A 16,968-nucleotide genomic window follows, 5' to 3' on the forward strand; every position below is an offset into this window, starting at 1 on the left:
TAGAAAGACTGCGGGCCTCTTATCCAAACGCTGCTGGCTCCGCCGCGCAACGTCAAAACATTTATCTTCGGGTGCTTAGCCAGTCGCGCACCATTTTCGATGTCATTTCTGGGCCATTATCTGACCGTATATGCATTGGAATGTCATGTTCCAGCATGGCGTCGGCCAGCGTCGCGATGACATCCATGCCGTTAAGTCGACGTCCGACCTTAATGGCTAGGCATTGGCGCGAGAACTCGTCGACAGGTGTCATCAGCCGCAGGCTGCGTCCATCTTCAGTGGTGTGATGCACGAAGTCATAGCTCCAGACATGATGACGGTGTTGTGGACGCAGGCGTACGCAAGAACCATCGTTGAACCACAACCGCCCTCTGGGTCGCTGCTTCTTCGGTACTTTAAGCCCCTCATGACGCCAGATGCGCTGCACGCGGTCGCGTCCGACCTGCCAGCCGTCCGATTGCAGCAAGGCCGTGATACGACGGTAACCATAACNAAGCCCCTCATGACGCCAGATGCGCTGCACGCGGTCGCGTCCGACCTGCCAGCCGTCCGATTGCAGCAAGGCCGTGATACGACGGTAACCATAACGGCCGTACTCTGCTGCCAGAGCAACAATGGCTTGGGTGAGTTCATCCTCATCAGCGCGCACTGTCGGCACATAGCGCTGTACTGCACGGGGCTGACCCACTACACGGCAAGCATGGCGCTCTGAGATGGCGAAGCGTTCCGGCAGCATGCACACGGCACGACGGCGTCGCTCGGGGCTTACCAGTTTCCCGACGCGACTTCCTTGAGCATGGCTTTTTCCAGTGATAAGTCGGCTACCAGTTTCTTCAAGCGGACGTTCTCGCGCCTGAGCTCCTTGAATCGCTTAGCCTGGTCATGTTGTAAGCCACCATATTGCTTACGCCAGCGGTAATAGGTCTGTTCGGAAATGCCGGCTTCCTTGCAAGCCAAGGCGGCGCTCTTACCGCTGCTCGTAGCGACTCCAATCAGGCGCAGTTTGGCGATGATTTGTTCGGGGGTAAAACTCTTACGGGGCATCTTTATGTTCCTTTCCTAGGTTGAATTCTCTCTCAACCTGGACTGGAATCAGCCGGTCACGTCACGGGCATTGACTGGCATACAGTATGTACATCGAAAATCACAACGGTCAGTTACCGACAAACGTAAGTATGAAATGATGCGGCCGCGTGAGTCTTCTAGGACGGATGTTGGAGTGACTGGAGCTACACTAAACATATATACAACCTCGGGCGTAAGAGTGGAAGTACTGTTTCATGTTTGAACGCGTCTATCGTAGTTTCACGTGTCGGGACCGTTTCCTATCGATGAATACCTATAATGAAATTGCGAACCAAATTTCACGTTTAGTTTTCTGAAATTCTTATCCTGATATCCTTCGTCCCGACCGCGACTGGCCCCATCATTCCGGCAAGCGCGTCGGGACTCGACAGCGCATTGCCTGATCTGGATATTCTTGCGCCAACGATCACTTGCTTGTGGTCCGACAGCTTTCGGCTCTTGATCATCAATGTCTGGTCATCAAGCATGAACTTCAATGGCAGCTCCTTCGCCGTAGCCCGAATGACCGCGATCGGCGCTGCCGTGCCGTCAACGGCACGGGCAAAGATGAATACGGTGTCGGTATCGGCCACACGGGCTCGCAAGGCCGGGTCGAGCTCCACGACGCCTCCTATGCTTGCCGGCTTGATCGCCGCAGCCTGGTTCGATGCCGTTTCCTCGGCTGCGGCGCCGGGATCGAGCATGCGTTTCGCTTCCTGAATGCTGCCGGCAGTCGATGTTGCCAATTCCGACTCTGGCGGCACAAGCGCCATCATTTTTTCCCAATGTACGATCGCCCGGGAATAATCCTTCCGCTCGAATGCCGCGGTGCCAGCCAATGCAATCGCCTTCACATTGTCAGGATCGATCGCGAGAGCGCGCTCAATGAGCTTTTCCGGTTCGCCCTGGAGGCTCCGGTCCTTGACCATTGCCAGCGTGTCTGCATAATCGGTCAGGACGTCGGCGTCATCCGGAACAAGCCTGGCAAGCTGCGCGTAGGCGTTGAGCGCATCCTCATAGCGCTCCAGTGCATTGTAGGAACGCGCAAGAATGTGCCAGCCGTCGACGTTGTCCGGCTGCGCCTCCAGTTTCTTGGCCAGATTCTGGACAGCGGCGTCCATGCTTTGGGGAGCATGTGCTTCGGTATTTGCAGTGACGAATGCGGCGGGCGTGCCAAGGACGACATACATAAGCATTGCCGATATCGGCACGATGAATGCAATCAGCGGCGCTCCCCATCGACCGGCAGATGCTATCGTCTGCGTATCCGGCCGCACTTCATCATTGACGCGCTGACGCAACTCATTCCGGGCATGCGCAAACGATGTTTCGTTAATCAGGCCTCTGGCCCGGTCGGCCTCGAGCTCGCGCATCTGGTCACGCAGAACAGCCAGATTGGATTCATCCAGCATGGCACCATCTTCCCGCCCGGGGCTGCTCCGGAGCAGCGGCGGCAATAGAAATGCCAGTACGGTAATGACGAGCGCTGCCGCGCCAAGCAGGAAGACAGTCATGAACCGTCCTTCAGGCGATCACCGTACAACAATGCATCGGCGCGTGCGGCCTGCGTGTCGGTCAATGTGGATGCGGCTTTCGTGACAGGCTGGCCTTGCTTCTTTACCTTTTTGAACAAGGCGGCGAGCGCAAGCACAAGGAAAAGAACGGGACTGAACCACAAGATCATTGTGGTCGTCTTAACTGGTGGCCTGTACAGGACGAAGTCGCCATAACGTTGCACCATGAAATCGATAACCTCTTGTTCCTGCATGCCGCTGGAGAGTTTTTCCCTTACCTGATTCTTGAGATCGACGGCAAGCTCGGCATTCGACTCCGCAATGCTTTGATTCTGGCAGACCAGGCAGCGCAGCTCTTCCGACAGCTGCATGACTCGCCTTTCCAGCTCTTCATTTCTGGCGGCATTTTCGTTTGCCATGCTGATGCTGAATGCAGGCATATGCAACGCCAGGATCATCAGGAGGAGGAACTTACGCATTTTCCAGCTCATTGAGTAGGGGAATCAGTGTTTTCTTGATGAATTCGGCAGTGACGGGGCCGGTGTGCTTCAGGCGGATAATTCCCTGTTTGTCGACAACGAATGTTTCGGGCACGCCGTAGACTCCGAAATCGATGCCGATGCGTCCGTCCTTGTCGTAAGCGGAAACAGCATAGGGATCTCCGTGCTGCTGCAGCCAGCTGACGCCTTCGCTTCTTTCATCCTTGTAGTTGAGGCCGATGATGGGTACGACATTCGAACGCGCCAATTCCATCAAGGCCGGATGCTCGACCCGGCATGCCGCACACCACGAGGCCCATACATTGAGCAGCCATACCTTGCCCCGCATGTCTCCGGAAGAAATCGTTGCGTCAGGCTGCTGGAGCTGCGCCACCTCGAATGCGGGAGCAGGCTTGCCGATAAAGGGCGAAGGTACATCCCGCGGGTTGAGGCGAAGCCCGATTCCGAGAAAAATCAACAAACCCACAAAGATGGCAAAAGGGAGAAATCGTTTCACGATTGAGTCACGCCTGCTGGATTAACATTGATCACCGTGGACACGGATGCCTTGCGCGCACGAATCCGATAGCGGCGGTCCATCACCGCAAGCAGGCCACCTGCTGCCATGATCAGGCAGCCGGCCCATATCCATCCAAGAAACGGCTTGTGCTGCAACCGCACGATCCACTGTTGGTCGGATGTCATTTCGCCGAGCGACACATACAGGTCGCGCGTCAATCCCCGGTGAATGGCTGCCTCGGTCATCGGCATCTGCTGCGATTGATACAAGCGCTTCTCGGGCGTCAAGGTAGCGATGCCGTTCCGATCGCGTTCATCCGCCACATCGACGATGGCTTGAACCGCCCTGTAGTTCGGACCTGCGACTTCCTTCGTCTCGCGCAACGTGAATGTGTAAGTACCGAGCGTTGCGACATCGCCGACACGCATGACCGTATCCTTCGCTTCGTCCAGTCCTCTGGAAAGCGTCACGCCCACGACAAAGATGCCGATGCCGGCATGCGCGACGAGCATGCCCCAGAAACTGAGCGGCTGGTTCGTCACCCGCCGCGCCCAGCCATTCTCTGTTGCGCCGCCACGCAAGCGGTCGAGCAATTGAATTGCCGTGGCAAACAGAATCCATGCCGCGCACGCGATCCCTGCGGCGATCGCCGGGCTGAGGGCCAGCACGATGAAAACGATCGCGGCACATAATAGTGACAACGCGGCGGGTTTGCTGCATTTCTTAAGCAAGGTGCGGAGATCGTCTTCCTTCCAGCGGAGGAATGGTCCGGCCGCCATCGCGATCAGTACCGGCACCATGAGCGGTACGAACACTGCCTCGAAGTACGGCGGGCCGACCGAAATCTTGCCCAGGCCCAAAGCATCAAGAAAGAGCGGGTACAGCGTGCCAAGCAGAATAGTGCCTGAGGCAACCAGCAGGAAGATATTGTTGAGCAGCAGCGCCGATTCGCGCGATAGCAGCGAAAATGTTCCGCCGTTTCCTATTTCCGGTGCCCGTATCGCATACAGCAGCAGCGACCCGCCGATGACGAGCGCCAGAAAAGCGAGGATGAATATCCCGCGCTCCGGATCCGTTGCGAACGCATGGACGGAGGTCAGTACCCCGGAACGAACCAGAAACGTGCCGAGCAGGGACAGGGAAAACGCGATGATGGCAAGCAGTACCGTCCAGTTCTTGAAGGTGCCGCGTTTTTCAGTTACTGCCAGCGAATGAATCAGTGCAGTGCCGACCAGCCACGGCATGAAGGAAGCATTCTCCACAGGATCCCAGAACCACCAGCCTCCCCAGCCGAGTTCGTAGTAAGCCCAGAAGCTGCCCATGAAAATGCCGAGCGTAAGGAACATCCAGGCCAGTGTGGTCCACGGACGCGACCACCGCGCCCATGCGGCATCGAGCTTGCCGCCGAGCAGTGCGGCAATGCCGAATGCGAAGGCAACGGAAAATCCCACGTAGCCCATGTAGAGAAGCGGCGGATGGATGATCATGCCGAAATCCTGCAGCAGCGGGTTCAAGTCCTTGCCTTCGGATACGGCAGGCAGCAGCCGATCGAAGGGATTGGATGTGAATAATAAAAATGCGAGAAAGCCGGTGCTGATCAATCCCAGTACACCGAGCACGCGCGCAGTCATTTCACGCGGGAGCTGGCGGCTGAACCGCGCAACGCTGAAAGACCAGAGAGAAAGCATGAAGATCCAGAGCAGGAGCGAACCTTCATGGCCGCCCCATGTTGCGGTCACGCGATAATGCAGAGGCAGTTGCGTATTGGAGTTGGCGGCAACGTAAATGACGGAGAAGTCATTGCTCACGAATGCATGCACAAGACAGCCGAATGCGAATGCAATCAGAAACAGCTGAGCCGCCGCGGCCGGACGAGCAGTGGCCATCCACTGCGCATTACCGCGCGCCGCGCCTGCCAGAGGAAGAGCGCCCTGAACCACGGCTACGCAAAGCGCCAGCATCGCGGCAAAATTTCCGAGTTCTGGAATCATCGGTCTGCCGGCCCCTGCTGGTTAGCCATGCTTTCCTTGGCCTTGCGCGCGTTCTCCATGGCATAGGCCGCTTCGGGCGGCATGTAATTCTCGTCGTGCTTGGCCAATACTTCATCTGCTCGGAATGTGCCGTCTTGAGCCAGCTTACCCTGGGCTACCACACCCTTCTCCTCCCTGAACAAATCGGGAAGTATGCCCCTGTATTCGACAGGAATACGCTGGACCTGGTCGGATACCACGAAACGGACCGTGAGGCCGTCAGGCAAGCGCTGCACACTGCCTGCCTCGACCATGCCTCCAACTCGGAATGTGCGTGCCGCTGCAGCTTCACCAGCCATCACCTGCGTCGGCGTGTAGAAAAAAACCAGGTTCTGCTGAAATGCGGACAACACCAGCCATCCGGCCAGACCAAACAAGGAAAGCGCGCAAGTGACCAATATCAGCCGTTTGTTTCTACTTTTCATTCGCAAACTTTCCTGTATGGCGAGACATCCGGTCAACACGACGCACTCCGGCCTGCCGCCTGAAATGCAAGGAGACGACTTCGGCAATCACTGCGCCGCCGGCGACAAGCACCGATCCCCAGACATACAGGCCGTGCCCGCCCATCTCGATGAAATGGCTCAACGAATCCCAGTTCATTTACCCGCCTTTACATAATCTTGAATCCACTGCGCATGGCGTTCCCGTTCCACAATGATGCATCTGACCCGCTTGAGCGCGACAGCAATCGTGTAGGCCCATGCTGCCATTGCCATCAGCAGCATGCCGGCAAGCATGACGAAAGCCATGCTCGGCGCCTTGGTCAGGCTTACGCTCGCTCCCTGGTGCAAGGTATTCCACCACTGCACGGAAAAATAAATGACAGGCACGTTGAATACGCCGACCAGTGCGAGAACGGCGCTGGCCTTGTCGGCACGGCGCGGATCGTCGATGGCATTGTGCAGGGCCATGAAACCCAGGTACAGGAAGAGCAGGATCAGTTCGGAAGTGAGCCTGGCATCCCACACCCACCAGGTTCCCCAGGTAGGCTTGCCCCATAGGGCTCCGGTCCATAATGCAAGAAACGTAAACATCGCGCCGGTAGGAGCTAGCGCGGTCGCCATCATGAACGACAGGCGCGTTCCCAGTACGAGACCGATTCCAGCCCATCCCGCCATCACGACATAGATCAGCATGGACATCCATGCCGCCGGCACATGAACGAAAATGATGCGGTAGGCTTCTCCCTGCTGAAAATCGGTGGGGGCCAGTAGAAAGCCGACGACAAAGCCTGCCAATGCGAGCAGAGCCGCAAGTGCAAGAAAGAAAGGGATGAGCCTTCCCGCCAATGGATAAAATTTTTGTGGCGATGCATACATACGCCATGAAACCGCACTCGGCTGCGTTGCCTCGAGGACCTTATGTTCAGAGACCTGCACTATGGAATTTCCTCTTCTCATCGGGTTGCACCGCATCGACAATGTTATCTTTCTTGATATCCGGACAGGACATGAATTCCGGCCTTCGGGTCCTGCGTCTCTTGTGCGCCATTCACTTCATGCGCTTTCATTTCGTCGCCATGCATTGCTATTCAATCGCGATTCTCAATGACGCTGCCGTTACCCAGGGACCCAGCGCCAGGGATGCTGAAAGCCCTGCTGCCAGCAGCAACATATGAGCTGCCACATTGGCGCCGGCATGCGTTGCCCCGGCACCGAAGATAAGTACCGGTACGTAAAGAGGCAGCAATACGATCGTTGCGAGGATACTGTTCCCTTTTACACCAAGCGTAAGCGCTGCGCCTATTGCCCCCACTGCGCTGAAAATGGGTGTGCCGATCAGCAGACCGATGACCAATGCGACAGTCGTCGGAGTATCCAGGTCGAACAGCAGTCCCGACAAAGGCGCCAGCAACACGATCGGAAATCCGGTTGTGCTCCAGTGTGCAATCACCTTGGCAAGCACTGCGACCGGCAGAGGCTCATTTGCCAGAAGCATCTGTTCAAGGCTGCCGTCGCTATGGTCCGACCCGAAAATGCGTCCGATCGAGAGCGTCGATGACAGCAACGCGCTCACCCAGACGATAGCGGGCGCAAGATCCCTCAGCAATTGCTTGTCCGTCCCCAAAGCCAGCGGAAACAGCGAAACAACAATCAGAAAAAACACCAGCGCACTGAACAGGTCGGAGAGCTGACGCATCGCCAGAAGCAGATCCCGTTGAAGAACGACGAAGAATAGCCTCACCATGCCGACGCTTACCCAACATATCCCAAATGCACTTCAGCAGCCCGGGAAACACGGAGCGGCACGTCTTCATGCGACGTGTACACAATCGATCCGCCGCCATCAACGTGGTCCTCCAGATATTTCGCAAGCGCTGCCACAGCCGATTGATCGAGTGCAACAAAGGGTTCGTCGAGAATCCACAGCGGAGCACGGGACAGGGCAAGCCGAGTCAATGCGACACGCCGGCGTTGTCCTACCGACAGTGCACGAACCCGCATGCCGGCGAGGTGAGCCAAGCCAGCGCTTTCCAGCGCCTGATGGATCGTATCGTCCGTCGGGCTGCCTCCGTTCAAACGCAATGCGAAACGCAGGTTCTCTTCAACGAGCAGCTCGTCTTTCAATGCATTCGCATGTCCGATATATGTCACCTCACTGTGATAATTTTCCCTCGATGAATAGATGCTCGCACCACGCCATCGGATGTCGCCGTCGTCAGGCTGACGCAACCCGCACAGCAGGCGAAGAAGCGAGGTCTTCCCGCTCCCGTTAGGACCTGCTATGCGCAAAATCGATCCTTGCTCGACGCGAAAACTTAGAGAGGTGAACAGGGCACTATCGCCGCGGGTACACGCTAACCTGATTGCCTCCAGCACTATCCGCATCCTTTCATAACAAAGCACATCGTCTCCGGGTCTTCAGCAAACTGAAAACCATCACCAACGGACTGACCGCATGAAGTACTGAATCCGCTTCATATGCCCGGCTCCCGATCCGATGCCGATCCCGAACGTTTGCCTATTCCGAGACCACATCTTTTACCGGCCGAACGCGCCGCATTTGCCATGCTATCGATTGGGATTGGCAAAAGACGATTTGGTGCAATCGATCAGACGTCATTAAATAACGTGCACCATCTTGATGAATTTGACTCAAGTCAAGGTTTCTCCACCCTTCCCTGCTCGACAATGCATTGCATAAATGGAGAAAGCCATGGGAACGCTGTTTGACAAGCTGCTGAGTGATCACGGTCGGTGCGAGCGCCATCTTGAAGCTTTGTCCAAGTCAGTAGCAGACAAAGACTGGAATCTGGCGGCCCAATACTGTGCCCATTTTTCAGAGTCGTTCATTGGACATATCGAAGAGGAAGAGTCGAGCTTCTTCTCCTGTCTAAGACAGTCAGTAAAAGGATGTGACTGGTTCCTGGATGATTTGCGAATGGATCACGTGCGCTTGAAAGCCTTGCTCACTAGGATGCTTCAAGCTGTCCACGACAAGAATGCAGAGGGATTTTACTTGCATGCCGAATCCCTTTTGATTTTGATGAGAGACCACAGCGTCAAGGAAGAAGACATTCTGTATCCGGCTGTCCAACGGCGTCTGCAGAACGAAACTCATGAAGCCGTGCGAAAGACTTCATGTGCGCCGCAGCAGAGGGAACCAAGTTGAAGAGTCATTGCTCTACGCTGCTTCTTGACGGTGCAATATTAATAATCGGTGCAATCACTTGCAGCCGTGACTTGAGGGTTGACCTATATGGATAAACAGTCTCCGCCGACCAAGACCGAGGAAATACAGGCCTTCCTCCTCATTACCGCGGTTGCGGCGCCGGTCCTGGCCTTTCTGGGCGTTTCGGGCTACGGATTCTTCGTCTGGATGTATCAGCTTTTCACCGGAACGCTTCCCTCTGGCTGAGCAGGCATGCTTCGCTTCTTACTGACTTCGTTACGCAGGCAACGCCATGGAACCTGAACTTCATATTGCCGGAATAGTGGTTTTCTCCAATCCGGCGAACGCAGAGAATGTCGCCGCCTCCATCCGGGCGATCCCTGCCGCGACGATCTTCGTGGTCGCGCCTGATGGAAAAATCGTGGTGACGCTGGAAGCGGAGAGTACCAAGCGCACATTGGATTATATGGATGCAATACGTGTTTTACCGGGCGTGATTGATGTGGCGATGGTGTATCAGCATGCCGAGCCCGTTTCCGCATTCGAAGAGGAGATTGAATAAATGAAGCTGACGCGCCGTGATTTCATCAAGCAAACCGCTGCAATGACTACAGCGACCACGGTTGGCATCCCGTTGGAGAGCTTGGCATCTAATGTAGTTACCGATGCGAGCAAGACACAGCTGGCTTGGTCGAAAGCGCCTTGCCGCTTCTGCGGCGTCGGCTGCGGCGTCAACGTTGGAGTAAAGGACGGGCGCGTGGTCGCCACGCATGGCGACATCAACGCGGAAGTCAATCGCGGCATTAACTGCGTCAAGGGCTATTTCCTCTCCAAGATCATGTACGGCCAGGACCGCCTGACCAAGCCTCTGCTGAGAATGAAGAACGGCCGGTACGACAAGAACGGCGAATTCACGCCTGTCTCCTGGGATACCGCCTTCGACACGATGGCCCAGCACTTCAAGCGCACGCTGCGAGAGAAGGGACCGACTGCCGTCGGAATGTTCGGCTCCGGGCAATGGACAATTTGGGAAGGCTACGCCGCTGCAAAACTCTTCAAGGCAGGATTTCGGTCGAATAATATCGATCCGAACGCGCGTCACTGCATGGCGTCCGCGGTTGCCGGATTCATGCGCACCTTCGGCATGGATGAGCCGATGGGCTGTTACGACGATATTGAAAACGCCGATGCGTTCGTGCTGTGGGGCTCGAACATGGCGGAGATGCATCCCATCCTGTGGACCCGCGTTACGGACCGAAAGCTGTCGGCCCCGCATGTCAAGGTCGCTGTCCTGTCGGTCTATGAACACCGCAGTTTCGAACTCGCCGATCAATCCATTATCTTTCAGCCCCAGACCGATCTGGCGATCCTCAATTTCATCGCCAACCATATCATCAAGACCAACCGCGTCAACCGGGAATTCGTCGACAAGCACACCCGCTTCGTGATGGGCAATACCGACATCGGTTATGGCTTGCGTCCGGAGCATCCGCTGCAGAAGGCAGCCACTCACGCAGCCGATGCCGGCGGCGGAAAACCCAGCAATTTCGAGGAATTCGCGAAGTTCGTCAGCGCATACGACGTTGACTCGGTGGCGAAGCTCACCGGAGTGACCAAAGAACGTCTCATCCGCCTGGCTGAGTTGTACGCCGACCCCAAGGTGAAGGTCATGTCCTTCTTCACCATGGGCTTCAACCAGCATACCCGCGGGACGTGGTGCAGCAATCTTCTGTACAACATCCATCTCCTGGCCGGGAAAATATCCACACCTGGCAATAGCCCGTTTTCATTGACCGGGCAGCCTTCGGCCTGCGGCACCGCGCGGGAAGTCGGCACCTTCTCGCATCGCCTGCCGGCAGACATGCTGGTGGCAAATCCGAAGCACCGGGAAGTGGCGGAAAAAATCTGGCAGCTCCCTGCGGGGACAATTCCCGAAAAGCCGGGCTTCCATGCCGTGCTGCAGAGCCGCATGCTCAAGGACAGCAAGCTCAATGCCTACTGGATCATGTGCAACAACAACATGCAGGCGGGCCCCAACGTGATGGAGGAGATGCTGCCGGGATACCGCAATCCGAATAACTTCATCGTCGTGTCGGATGTCTATCCGACAGCGACCACCATGGCTGCCGACCTGATTCTTCCAACTGCGATGTGGGTGGAAAAGGAAGGCGCCTACGGCAATGCCGAACGGCGCACGCAGTTCTGGCATCAGCTTGTCAATGCGCCCGGCGAAGCCAAATCCGATTTATGGCAGCTTGCCGAATTCTCCAAGCGTTTCAAGATGGAAGACGTCTGGCCGCCGGAGCTGCTCGACAAGGCGCCGCAATACCGCGGCAAGACTATGTTCGACATGCTGTTCCGCAATGGCGCCGTCAACCGCTATCCGAACACGCAAGTCGAAGCGGGCTACGCAAACGACGAGGCCAAGGCGTATGGCTTCTATATCCAGAAAGGGCTGTTTGAAGAGTACGCGCAATTCGGTCGTGGCCACGGCCACGATCTGGCGCCCTTCGATGTGTATCACAAGGAAAGAGGGCTGCGCTGGCCGGTGGTCGACGGCAAGGAGACCCGGTGGCGATATCGGGAAGGCAGCGATCCTTACGTCAAGAAAGGTGAAGGCTACAATTTTTATGGAATGCCCGACGGCAAAGCGGTGATCTTCGCACTTCCTTACGAAAAGCCTGCTGAAGCACCCGACAAGGAATTTCCTTTCTGGCTGTCGACCGGCCGCGTTCTCGAGCACTGGCATACCGGCACCATGACCCGGCGCGTACCCGAGTTATATCGCGCGGTTCCCAATGCAGTCTGCTATATGCATCCGGACGATGCCAAAAAACTTGGCGCACGCCGCGGTGACATGATCGAAATTTCTTCCCGGCGCGGTTCGATACGCAGTCGCGTGGAGACGAGAGGCCGCAACAAACCTCCACAAGGCTTGGTATTCGTTCCCTTCTTCGATGCCAGCCAGTTGATCAACAAGGTCACCCTGGATGCAACGGACCCGATTTCTTTCCAGACGGATTACAAGAAATGCGCGGTCAATATTCGCAAGGTGTAGAGGTGCACAATGAAGAAAATTTTCCTTTGGCTGCTGTTGTTGCTTCCCCTGTTTGCCCATTCTCAGGCCTTCCAGGACCGGATGCGCGGACCGACGCCGTTGAATGAAACCACGCCGCCGCCGCCCATTGTCAATCCGGACAACAGCGATGTGCGACGCATGCGCAACTATGCAATGCAGCCCCCGATCGTGCCGCACAAGATCGAAGGCTACCAGATCGACAAGAATGCCAACCGATGCATGATGTGCCATGCCCGCACAAGGACCCAGGAAAGCCAGGCGCCGATGATCAGCGTCACGCATTTCATGGACCGCCAGGGCAACTTCCTGGCCGAACTTTCGCCAAGGCGGTACTTTTGTCTTCAGTGTCACGTTCCGCAAGCCGATCTCAAGCCGCTCGTTGACAATGAATTCAAGGATGTGGACACCATGTTGAATCAGACGCCTCCGCAAGGAGCTCCTGCAAAGAAGAAATAAGGGCAGCCAATGATTCGCTTCGTCAAACGCTTCTGGAACGTACTGCGTCGCCCAAGCGTTCATTTAAGTTTCGGTTTTCTGACCATTGGTGCTTTCATCGCGGGGATTATTTTCTGGGGTGGATTCAATACCGCGATGGAGTTCACGAACACCGAGCAATTCTGCACCGGTTGCCACGAAATGCGCACCAACGTCTACGCCGAACTGCAGGGCACGATTCACTTCACCAACCGAAGCGGCGTGCGTGCAAAATGTTCCGACTGCCATGTTCCCCATAACTGGACCGACAAAATGGCACGCAAGATGCAGGCATCGAAAGAAGTCTGGGGAAAAATCTTTGGGACCATCGATACGCGTGAAAAATTCGAGGCACACCGCCTGCAGCTCGCAACCAACGAGTGGAAACGTTTGAAGTCGAACAACTCACTCGAGTGCCGCAATTGCCATCAATTCAACTCCATGGATTTTACGAAACAAAGCAAACGTGCAGTGGATGCCCACTCCACGTCGCTGGCAAGCGGTGAGAAAACCTGTATCGACTGCCACAAGGGTATCGCACACACGTTGCCCGATATGTCGGGGGTGAAATAAAAAGACAATTGCGTTTGATTGTCCTAGCCTGCTCCGCCGCTTGCCGGTGCAAAGCAATAATGAAAAGGCTGGCCGCGATCGCGGGCCAGCCTTTTCTCTTTTCTGCGTTCTCCTATCTTTTTCCATTGTCGAGTGAAGCTCCGGAACTTGATGTACCACTCGAGGATTCCGATCCCGTTCCGCCACCGTTCGCGCCGGACATTCCGCTGTTGGTGGAGGGTGACGCATTCGATGTCCCTGTACTTTCACCGGTACCCGTTGCACCGCCAGTACTGCCTACGCCGGTCCAGTTCCTTGACGTTTCACGATCGGAAGTCGCGGCACCTTCACCACGAACGTTGGAATTCAATGCAGAATTGCCACCTTCCGTGGTCACACGCTGACCAGATTGCGCTGTACCGCTTTGGCTTGATCCACTTGAAAAATCTTCCTGGGACGCCCTGACCGGACCTTGACTCGATGGAGCGCTTGCTCCTTCAGGCCGCTGTTCACCGCTATTGCCGCTTTGGGCATGGGCTGCAATGACGGGGAGTGTAAGCATTAAGGAAATCAGTATTCGGTGACGTATGCATTTCATAACGGCTCCTTGGTTTGGACATGATTAGACATGAAAGAAGTCAGGCCGGACACCGGACCCAGGTGAAGAATTAGACTCCGTTCATAGGCGCAGTTCTCCATGTCGGCCTTCCCTATATAAAATTGCCTGATTCTCAGAATCCCTTAAGTATCTTGATTTAAAAATCTTTATTATCCGTTATGGGGTAGGCGTACTTCGCGTGCATTTTAGTGCGGTTTCTCATTTTCCCCTTTGCTGACAAGGGCGTTTCTTAAGCCAAGCCAACAGTTGCAACCAAAATCCTCCGCATACTATTGGGATAATTGCCATAATGTCGAATTGCAGGTTGTCAGGTCGCATTTGCTACACAAATGTGCAGCTCAACCCGTGTCGAGAACAAAGGCGAAAGCAGCTTGTCGAAAAACTCCATCATTGGAGAGTTAGCATGAAAATTTTAAATATAGTTGGAGTTGTTGCGACGCTACTGAGCAGTAATGTAGCACTAGCGAGCGCAGACTTAGCTAAATCAAAGAACTGCATGGCATGCCATTCTGTGGACAAGAAGATGGTTGGCCCTGCCTATAAGGATGTTGCTGCGAAGTATGCCGGACAGAAAGACGTTGAATCTAAATTAGTGCAAAAAATTATCAAGGGCAGTAAAGGGGAATGGGGCCAAATTCCAATGCCACCGAATGTCAATGTCACCGAGGCTGAAGCACAAACCCTCGTGAAGTGGATTCTCAGCCAAAAGTAAGGCGTCGTTTGTACTTTCGTTGCAAAGGTATTTACGGCGGAATATCTACCTATCTCTCAGGAGCTTACGTTGCGTAAATCATCAATTTCATTGGCTATACTCTTATTTTGCACTTCTGCTACTAGTATGGCAGTGGACCCTGATGCGAATAAGCTGCGAGAACAAGCGAACAGCCAATTCAAGGTTATCCCAACGGCGGAACAAGTTATTGCCGATAAAAAACTGACCGTTGAACAGATTGATCTCGGAAAACAGTTGTTCTTCGAGCCGCGTTTATCGAAAAGCCAGATTATCAGTTGCAACAGCTGCCACAGTCTAGGAACCGGCGGTTCAGACAACATCCGCACCTCGATTGGACATGGCTGGCAAAAAGGCCCACGCAACTCGCCTACGGTTTTAAACGCAGTCTTCAACGGTGCCCAGTTTTGGGATGGTCGCGCCAAAGACTTGGCGGAGCAGGCAAAGGGCCCGGTGCAAGCCAGCGTTGAAATGAACGCAACGCCGAAATATGTTGAGGACGTGCTGCGCAGCATTCCCGAGTACTCGGAAATGTTCAAGAAGGCATTCCCAGGCACCCAGCATCCCATCAGCTTCGACAATATGGCCAAGGCACTCGAGGCGTTCGAGTCGACCTTAGTTACACCGCACTCCAAGTTCGACCAGTTCTTGACAGGTAAGAATACGTTGAATAACCTGGAGCTTAAGGGAATGGAACACTTCATGAACAAAGGATGTGTTGCCTGTCACTCTGGTATTAACGTCGGGGGACAAGGATACTTCCCATTTGGCGTTGTAAAGAAGCCTGGTGCGGATATCCTTCCCGTGTCGGATAGAGGGCGCTACATGGTCACCAAGACAGCGACGGATGACTACGTGTTCCGAGCCGGCCCACTGCGTAATATTGCTCTGACACCGCCGTACTTCCATAGCGGCGAGGTGTGGGATTTGGAAGAGGCGGTAGCCATTATGGGCACGAGTCAGTTAGGTACGACGCTCGCCGAAGATGAAATCAAAGCAATTACGGCATTCCTGCATACTCTGACAGGCGAGCAACCCAAGGTGGAATACCCCACGCTCCCACGGAGACGTCCTCAAACACCCAAACCGGGTGAATGACATACGTGAACCACACCGGATTTTGTGGGGGCACCAATATTTGAGAGAATGGTGCCATGATCAAGAAACAGATCAAGTTTTCTCCGGAAGTCATGGAGCGCGGAGTACGCCTGGTACTACGATCGCGATAGGTTCGGGGTCGAGCCGCTCTGCAAGGTTCTGCAGATCGCCCCGTCAGGCTATCGACGCCACGCAGCCCAGCTTCGCGATGCATCTAAACGCAGTGTCCGCGCCCGGCGCGATGAAGCCCTGCAGCAGGAGATCAAGCGTGTCTTGAAGTCCAACATGCAGGCCTACGGCGTGGCGAAGGTCTGGAAGCAGATGAATCGAGAGGGATTTGCGGTGGCGCGCCGCGCGGTCGGCCGGCTAATGAAATTGCAGGGCCTGCGTGGGGCGGTGCGTGGCAAGCGCATTCGCACGACGATTGCCGACATGGCCGCTGAGCGACCACAGGACCGGGTCAACCGCCAGTTCACGGCGGATCGGCCGAAGCAGCTCTGGGTAGCGGACTTTAGTGTGCCGCAGCAAGCGGCGTAGGAGATGAGGGTATGGCCCCTCGCAATCGGCTTGCAGAAGCAGGTTGCAAACCACCATAAGCGGCGTTGGCCAAAAGTCAGGGTCGTGAGCGTTATGGAAAAGGCGTCAATAGACGTCAGGTATGGAATAGGAAGACGAATAACCGTGAACTGCCGTTCAAGTGTCGAAACTACTCAAATGACATCAAAACTGGGGAGTGATGTTGCCCCAGGATTAGTCCGGCCGTTACCTGCTTACGGGCCAGATGGTGTCCGGCATAGAGGCAGCGTCAGCCTATTCCAGGCTCTTATGCTGAACTGCGGGAACCTTCGGTGGGGATGTAAAGCGAAAGGCACAAGCCCGCAAGGCAAGGCTGATACTAGCGATGCTCCACCAAGGGACGGAGCAGCGCGTAGTAGTGTTGAAGCCGCTGTAATGGCGGTGGAGCGAAGGGGCTGCGTCATTCTGGCATTGTGCTGCGTCAACCGCGAGAGCGGGAGGAGCGTAATGCAATGACCAAGTCTTATGACATTCCCAAGGCGTTAGTCTGGGAAGCGTATCAAAGTGTCAAAGCAAATGGAGGATCTGCGGGAATTGATGAGCTATAGTCGGATCTGGTGTACGGGCTGAGCTCTGAAGGTGGGGAGGAAGGCGGTGGAGATTTTGTTGGACAATTT

18 protein-coding genes and 2 pseudogenes are annotated in these 16,968 nt (G+C 55.3%); 10 read left to right on the top strand and 10 right to left on the bottom strand.

Annotation, left to right across the window (positions count from 1 at the left end; translation table 11 throughout):
• Positions 1 to 73 precede the first annotated feature (73 nt).
• The 10 genes and pseudogenes from RY831_RS31435 to ccmA form a co-directional block, all read right to left on the bottom strand.
• Positions 74 to 1,044, bottom strand: a pseudogene (locus RY831_RS31435) (IS3 family transposase); the annotation flags it as partial.
• A 326-nt stretch (positions 1,045 to 1,370) separates the two neighbouring features.
• The gene (gene ccmI / locus RY831_RS31445; protein ID WP_326510244.1) at positions 1,371 to 2,579 is read right to left on the bottom strand and encodes a c-type cytochrome biogenesis protein CcmI; all 1,209 of its coding nucleotides are present in this window, start codon (positions 2,577 to 2,579) and stop codon (positions 1,371 to 1,373) included.
• Positions 2,576 to 3,058 (bottom strand): cytochrome c-type biogenesis protein, encoded by a 483-nt coding sequence (locus RY831_RS31450; RefSeq protein ID WP_326510245.1) that lies wholly within the window; start codon positions 3,056 to 3,058, stop codon positions 2,576 to 2,578. Before RY831_RS31450 ends, ccmI begins: the two co-directional genes overlap by 4 nt.
• The gene (locus tag RY831_RS31455) at positions 3,051 to 3,575 is read right to left on the bottom strand and encodes a DsbE family thiol:disulfide interchange protein (RefSeq protein ID WP_326510246.1); all 525 of its coding nucleotides are present in this window, start codon (positions 3,573 to 3,575) and stop codon (positions 3,051 to 3,053) included. Before RY831_RS31455 ends, RY831_RS31450 begins: the two co-directional genes overlap by 8 nt.
• Complete coding sequence (locus RY831_RS31460; RefSeq protein WP_326510247.1) at positions 3,572 to 5,569, bottom strand: heme lyase CcmF/NrfE family subunit; 1,998 nt, start codon at positions 5,567 to 5,569, stop codon at positions 3,572 to 3,574. Before RY831_RS31460 ends, RY831_RS31455 begins: the two co-directional genes overlap by 4 nt.
• A complete protein-coding gene (gene ccmE / locus RY831_RS31465; RefSeq protein ID WP_326510248.1) occupies positions 5,566 to 6,033 on the bottom strand; it encodes a cytochrome c maturation protein CcmE in 468 nt (155 codons plus the stop codon). The genes RY831_RS31460 and ccmE overlap by 4 nt, the downstream gene beginning before the upstream one ends.
• A complete protein-coding gene (gene ccmD, locus RY831_RS31470) occupies positions 6,023 to 6,211 on the bottom strand; it encodes a heme exporter protein CcmD (RefSeq protein WP_326510249.1) in 189 nt (62 codons plus the stop codon). The genes ccmE and ccmD overlap by 11 nt, the downstream gene beginning before the upstream one ends.
• On the bottom strand, positions 6,208 to 6,930 hold the full coding sequence (ccmC, locus tag RY831_RS31475) for a heme ABC transporter permease CcmC (RefSeq protein WP_326510250.1): 723 nt from the start codon (positions 6,928 to 6,930) through the stop codon (positions 6,208 to 6,210). The genes ccmD and ccmC overlap by 4 nt, the downstream gene beginning before the upstream one ends.
• A gap of 208 nt (positions 6,931 to 7,138) precedes the next feature.
• Entirely contained in the window at positions 7,139 to 7,798 is a 660-nt protein-coding gene (gene ccmB, locus RY831_RS31480) for a heme exporter protein CcmB (protein ID WP_326510251.1), read from the bottom strand.
• A gap of 8 nt (positions 7,799 to 7,806) precedes the next feature.
• The gene (gene ccmA, locus RY831_RS31485) at positions 7,807 to 8,430 is read right to left on the bottom strand and encodes a cytochrome c biogenesis heme-transporting ATPase CcmA (RefSeq protein WP_326510252.1); all 624 of its coding nucleotides are present in this window, start codon (positions 8,428 to 8,430) and stop codon (positions 7,807 to 7,809) included.
• Between the two features lie 337 nt (positions 8,431 to 8,767).
• Between ccmA and RY831_RS31490 the strand changes: the two genes are divergently transcribed.
• The 10 genes and pseudogenes from RY831_RS31490 to RY831_RS31535 all read left to right on the top strand — a co-directional run.
• Complete coding sequence (locus RY831_RS31490) at positions 8,768 to 9,223, top strand: hemerythrin domain-containing protein (protein ID WP_326510253.1); 456 nt, start codon at positions 8,768 to 8,770, stop codon at positions 9,221 to 9,223.
• An 87-nt stretch (positions 9,224 to 9,310) separates the two neighbouring features.
• Positions 9,311 to 9,469 carry a periplasmic nitrate reductase, NapE protein gene (locus RY831_RS31495; RefSeq protein WP_326510254.1) on the top strand — a complete coding sequence of 53 codons (159 nt, stop codon included), beginning with the start codon at positions 9,311 to 9,313 and terminating at the stop codon, positions 9,467 to 9,469.
• A 46-nt stretch (positions 9,470 to 9,515) separates the two neighbouring features.
• Positions 9,516 to 9,785 (top strand): chaperone NapD, encoded by a 270-nt coding sequence (locus RY831_RS31500; protein WP_326510255.1) that lies wholly within the window; start codon positions 9,516 to 9,518, stop codon positions 9,783 to 9,785.
• On the top strand, positions 9,786 to 12,281 hold the full coding sequence (gene napA / locus RY831_RS31505) for a nitrate reductase catalytic subunit NapA (RefSeq protein WP_326510256.1): 2,496 nt from the start codon (positions 9,786 to 9,788) through the stop codon (positions 12,279 to 12,281). It abuts the gene before it with no gap.
• Positions 12,282 to 12,290: 9 nt separating this feature from the next.
• Complete coding sequence (locus RY831_RS31510) at positions 12,291 to 12,758, top strand: nitrate reductase cytochrome c-type subunit (protein WP_326510257.1); 468 nt, start codon at positions 12,291 to 12,293, stop codon at positions 12,756 to 12,758.
• A 9-nt stretch (positions 12,759 to 12,767) separates the two neighbouring features.
• Positions 12,768 to 13,349: a NapC/NirT family cytochrome c gene (locus tag RY831_RS31515; RefSeq protein ID WP_326510258.1), complete on the top strand. Its 582-nt coding sequence runs from the start codon at positions 12,768 to 12,770 to the stop codon at positions 13,347 to 13,349.
• Positions 13,350 to 13,408: 59 nt separating this feature from the next.
• The gene (locus RY831_RS31520) at positions 13,409 to 13,732 is read left to right on the top strand and encodes a hypothetical protein (protein WP_326510259.1); all 324 of its coding nucleotides are present in this window, start codon (positions 13,409 to 13,411) and stop codon (positions 13,730 to 13,732) included.
• Between the two features lie 618 nt (positions 13,733 to 14,350).
• Positions 14,351 to 14,659, top strand: a complete 309-nt coding sequence (locus RY831_RS31525) for a c-type cytochrome (RefSeq protein ID WP_326510260.1) — start codon at positions 14,351 to 14,353, stop codon at positions 14,657 to 14,659.
• Positions 14,660 to 14,785: 126 nt separating this feature from the next.
• Positions 14,786 to 15,775, top strand: a complete 990-nt coding sequence (locus RY831_RS31530) for a cytochrome-c peroxidase (RefSeq protein ID WP_326510261.1) — start codon at positions 14,786 to 14,788, stop codon at positions 15,773 to 15,775.
• Between the two features lie 123 nt (positions 15,776 to 15,898).
• Positions 15,899 to 16,291 (top strand): annotated as a pseudogene (locus RY831_RS31535) (IS3 family transposase); the annotation flags it as partial.
• Positions 16,292 to 16,968: the final 677 nt, after the last annotated feature.

Origin of the sequence: Noviherbaspirillum album (assembly GCF_035916955.1) — a bacterium.
Lineage (GTDB): Bacteria > Pseudomonadota > Gammaproteobacteria > Burkholderiales > Burkholderiaceae_D > Noviherbaspirillum > Noviherbaspirillum album.

Excerpts from the sequence above, each read along its gene's own strand:
- ccmD (WP_326510249.1), bottom strand. The coding sequence starts at position 6,211 with ATGAACTGGGATTCGTTGAGCCATTTCATCGAGATGGGCGGGCACGGC.
- RY831_RS31525 (WP_326510260.1), top strand. The coding sequence starts at position 14,351 with ATGAAAATTTTAAATATAGTTGGAGTTGTTGCGACGCTACTGAGCAGT.
- RY831_RS31460 (WP_326510247.1), bottom strand. The coding sequence starts at position 5,569 with ATGATTCCAGAACTCGGAAATTTTGCCGCGATGCTGGCGCTTTGCGTA.
- RY831_RS31495 (WP_326510254.1), top strand. The coding sequence starts at position 9,311 with ATGGATAAACAGTCTCCGCCGACCAAGACCGAGGAAATACAGGCCTTC.
- RY831_RS31500 (WP_326510255.1), top strand. The coding sequence starts at position 9,516 with ATGGAACCTGAACTTCATATTGCCGGAATAGTGGTTTTCTCCAATCCG.
- RY831_RS31520 (WP_326510259.1), top strand. The coding sequence starts at position 13,409 with ATGAAAAGGCTGGCCGCGATCGCGGGCCAGCCTTTTCTCTTTTCTGCG.
- RY831_RS31450 (WP_326510245.1), bottom strand. The coding sequence starts at position 3,058 with ATGCGTAAGTTCCTCCTCCTGATGATCCTGGCGTTGCATATGCCTGCA.
- ccmI (WP_326510244.1), bottom strand. The coding sequence starts at position 2,579 with ATGACTGTCTTCCTGCTTGGCGCGGCAGCGCTCGTCATTACCGTACTG.
- napA (WP_326510256.1), top strand. The coding sequence starts at position 9,786 with ATGAAGCTGACGCGCCGTGATTTCATCAAGCAAACCGCTGCAATGACT.
- RY831_RS31515 (WP_326510258.1), top strand. The coding sequence starts at position 12,768 with ATGATTCGCTTCGTCAAACGCTTCTGGAACGTACTGCGTCGCCCAAGC.
- RY831_RS31490 (WP_326510253.1), top strand. The coding sequence starts at position 8,768 with ATGGGAACGCTGTTTGACAAGCTGCTGAGTGATCACGGTCGGTGCGAG.
- ccmE (WP_326510248.1), bottom strand. The coding sequence starts at position 6,033 with ATGAAAAGTAGAAACAAACGGCTGATATTGGTCACTTGCGCGCTTTCC.
- ccmC (WP_326510250.1), bottom strand. The coding sequence starts at position 6,930 with ATGTATGCATCGCCACAAAAATTTTATCCATTGGCGGGAAGGCTCATC.
- ccmB (WP_326510251.1), bottom strand. The coding sequence starts at position 7,798 with ATGGTGAGGCTATTCTTCGTCGTTCTTCAACGGGATCTGCTTCTGGCG.
- RY831_RS31530 (WP_326510261.1), top strand. The coding sequence starts at position 14,786 with ATGGCAGTGGACCCTGATGCGAATAAGCTGCGAGAACAAGCGAACAGC.
- RY831_RS31510 (WP_326510257.1), top strand. The coding sequence starts at position 12,291 with ATGAAGAAAATTTTCCTTTGGCTGCTGTTGTTGCTTCCCCTGTTTGCC.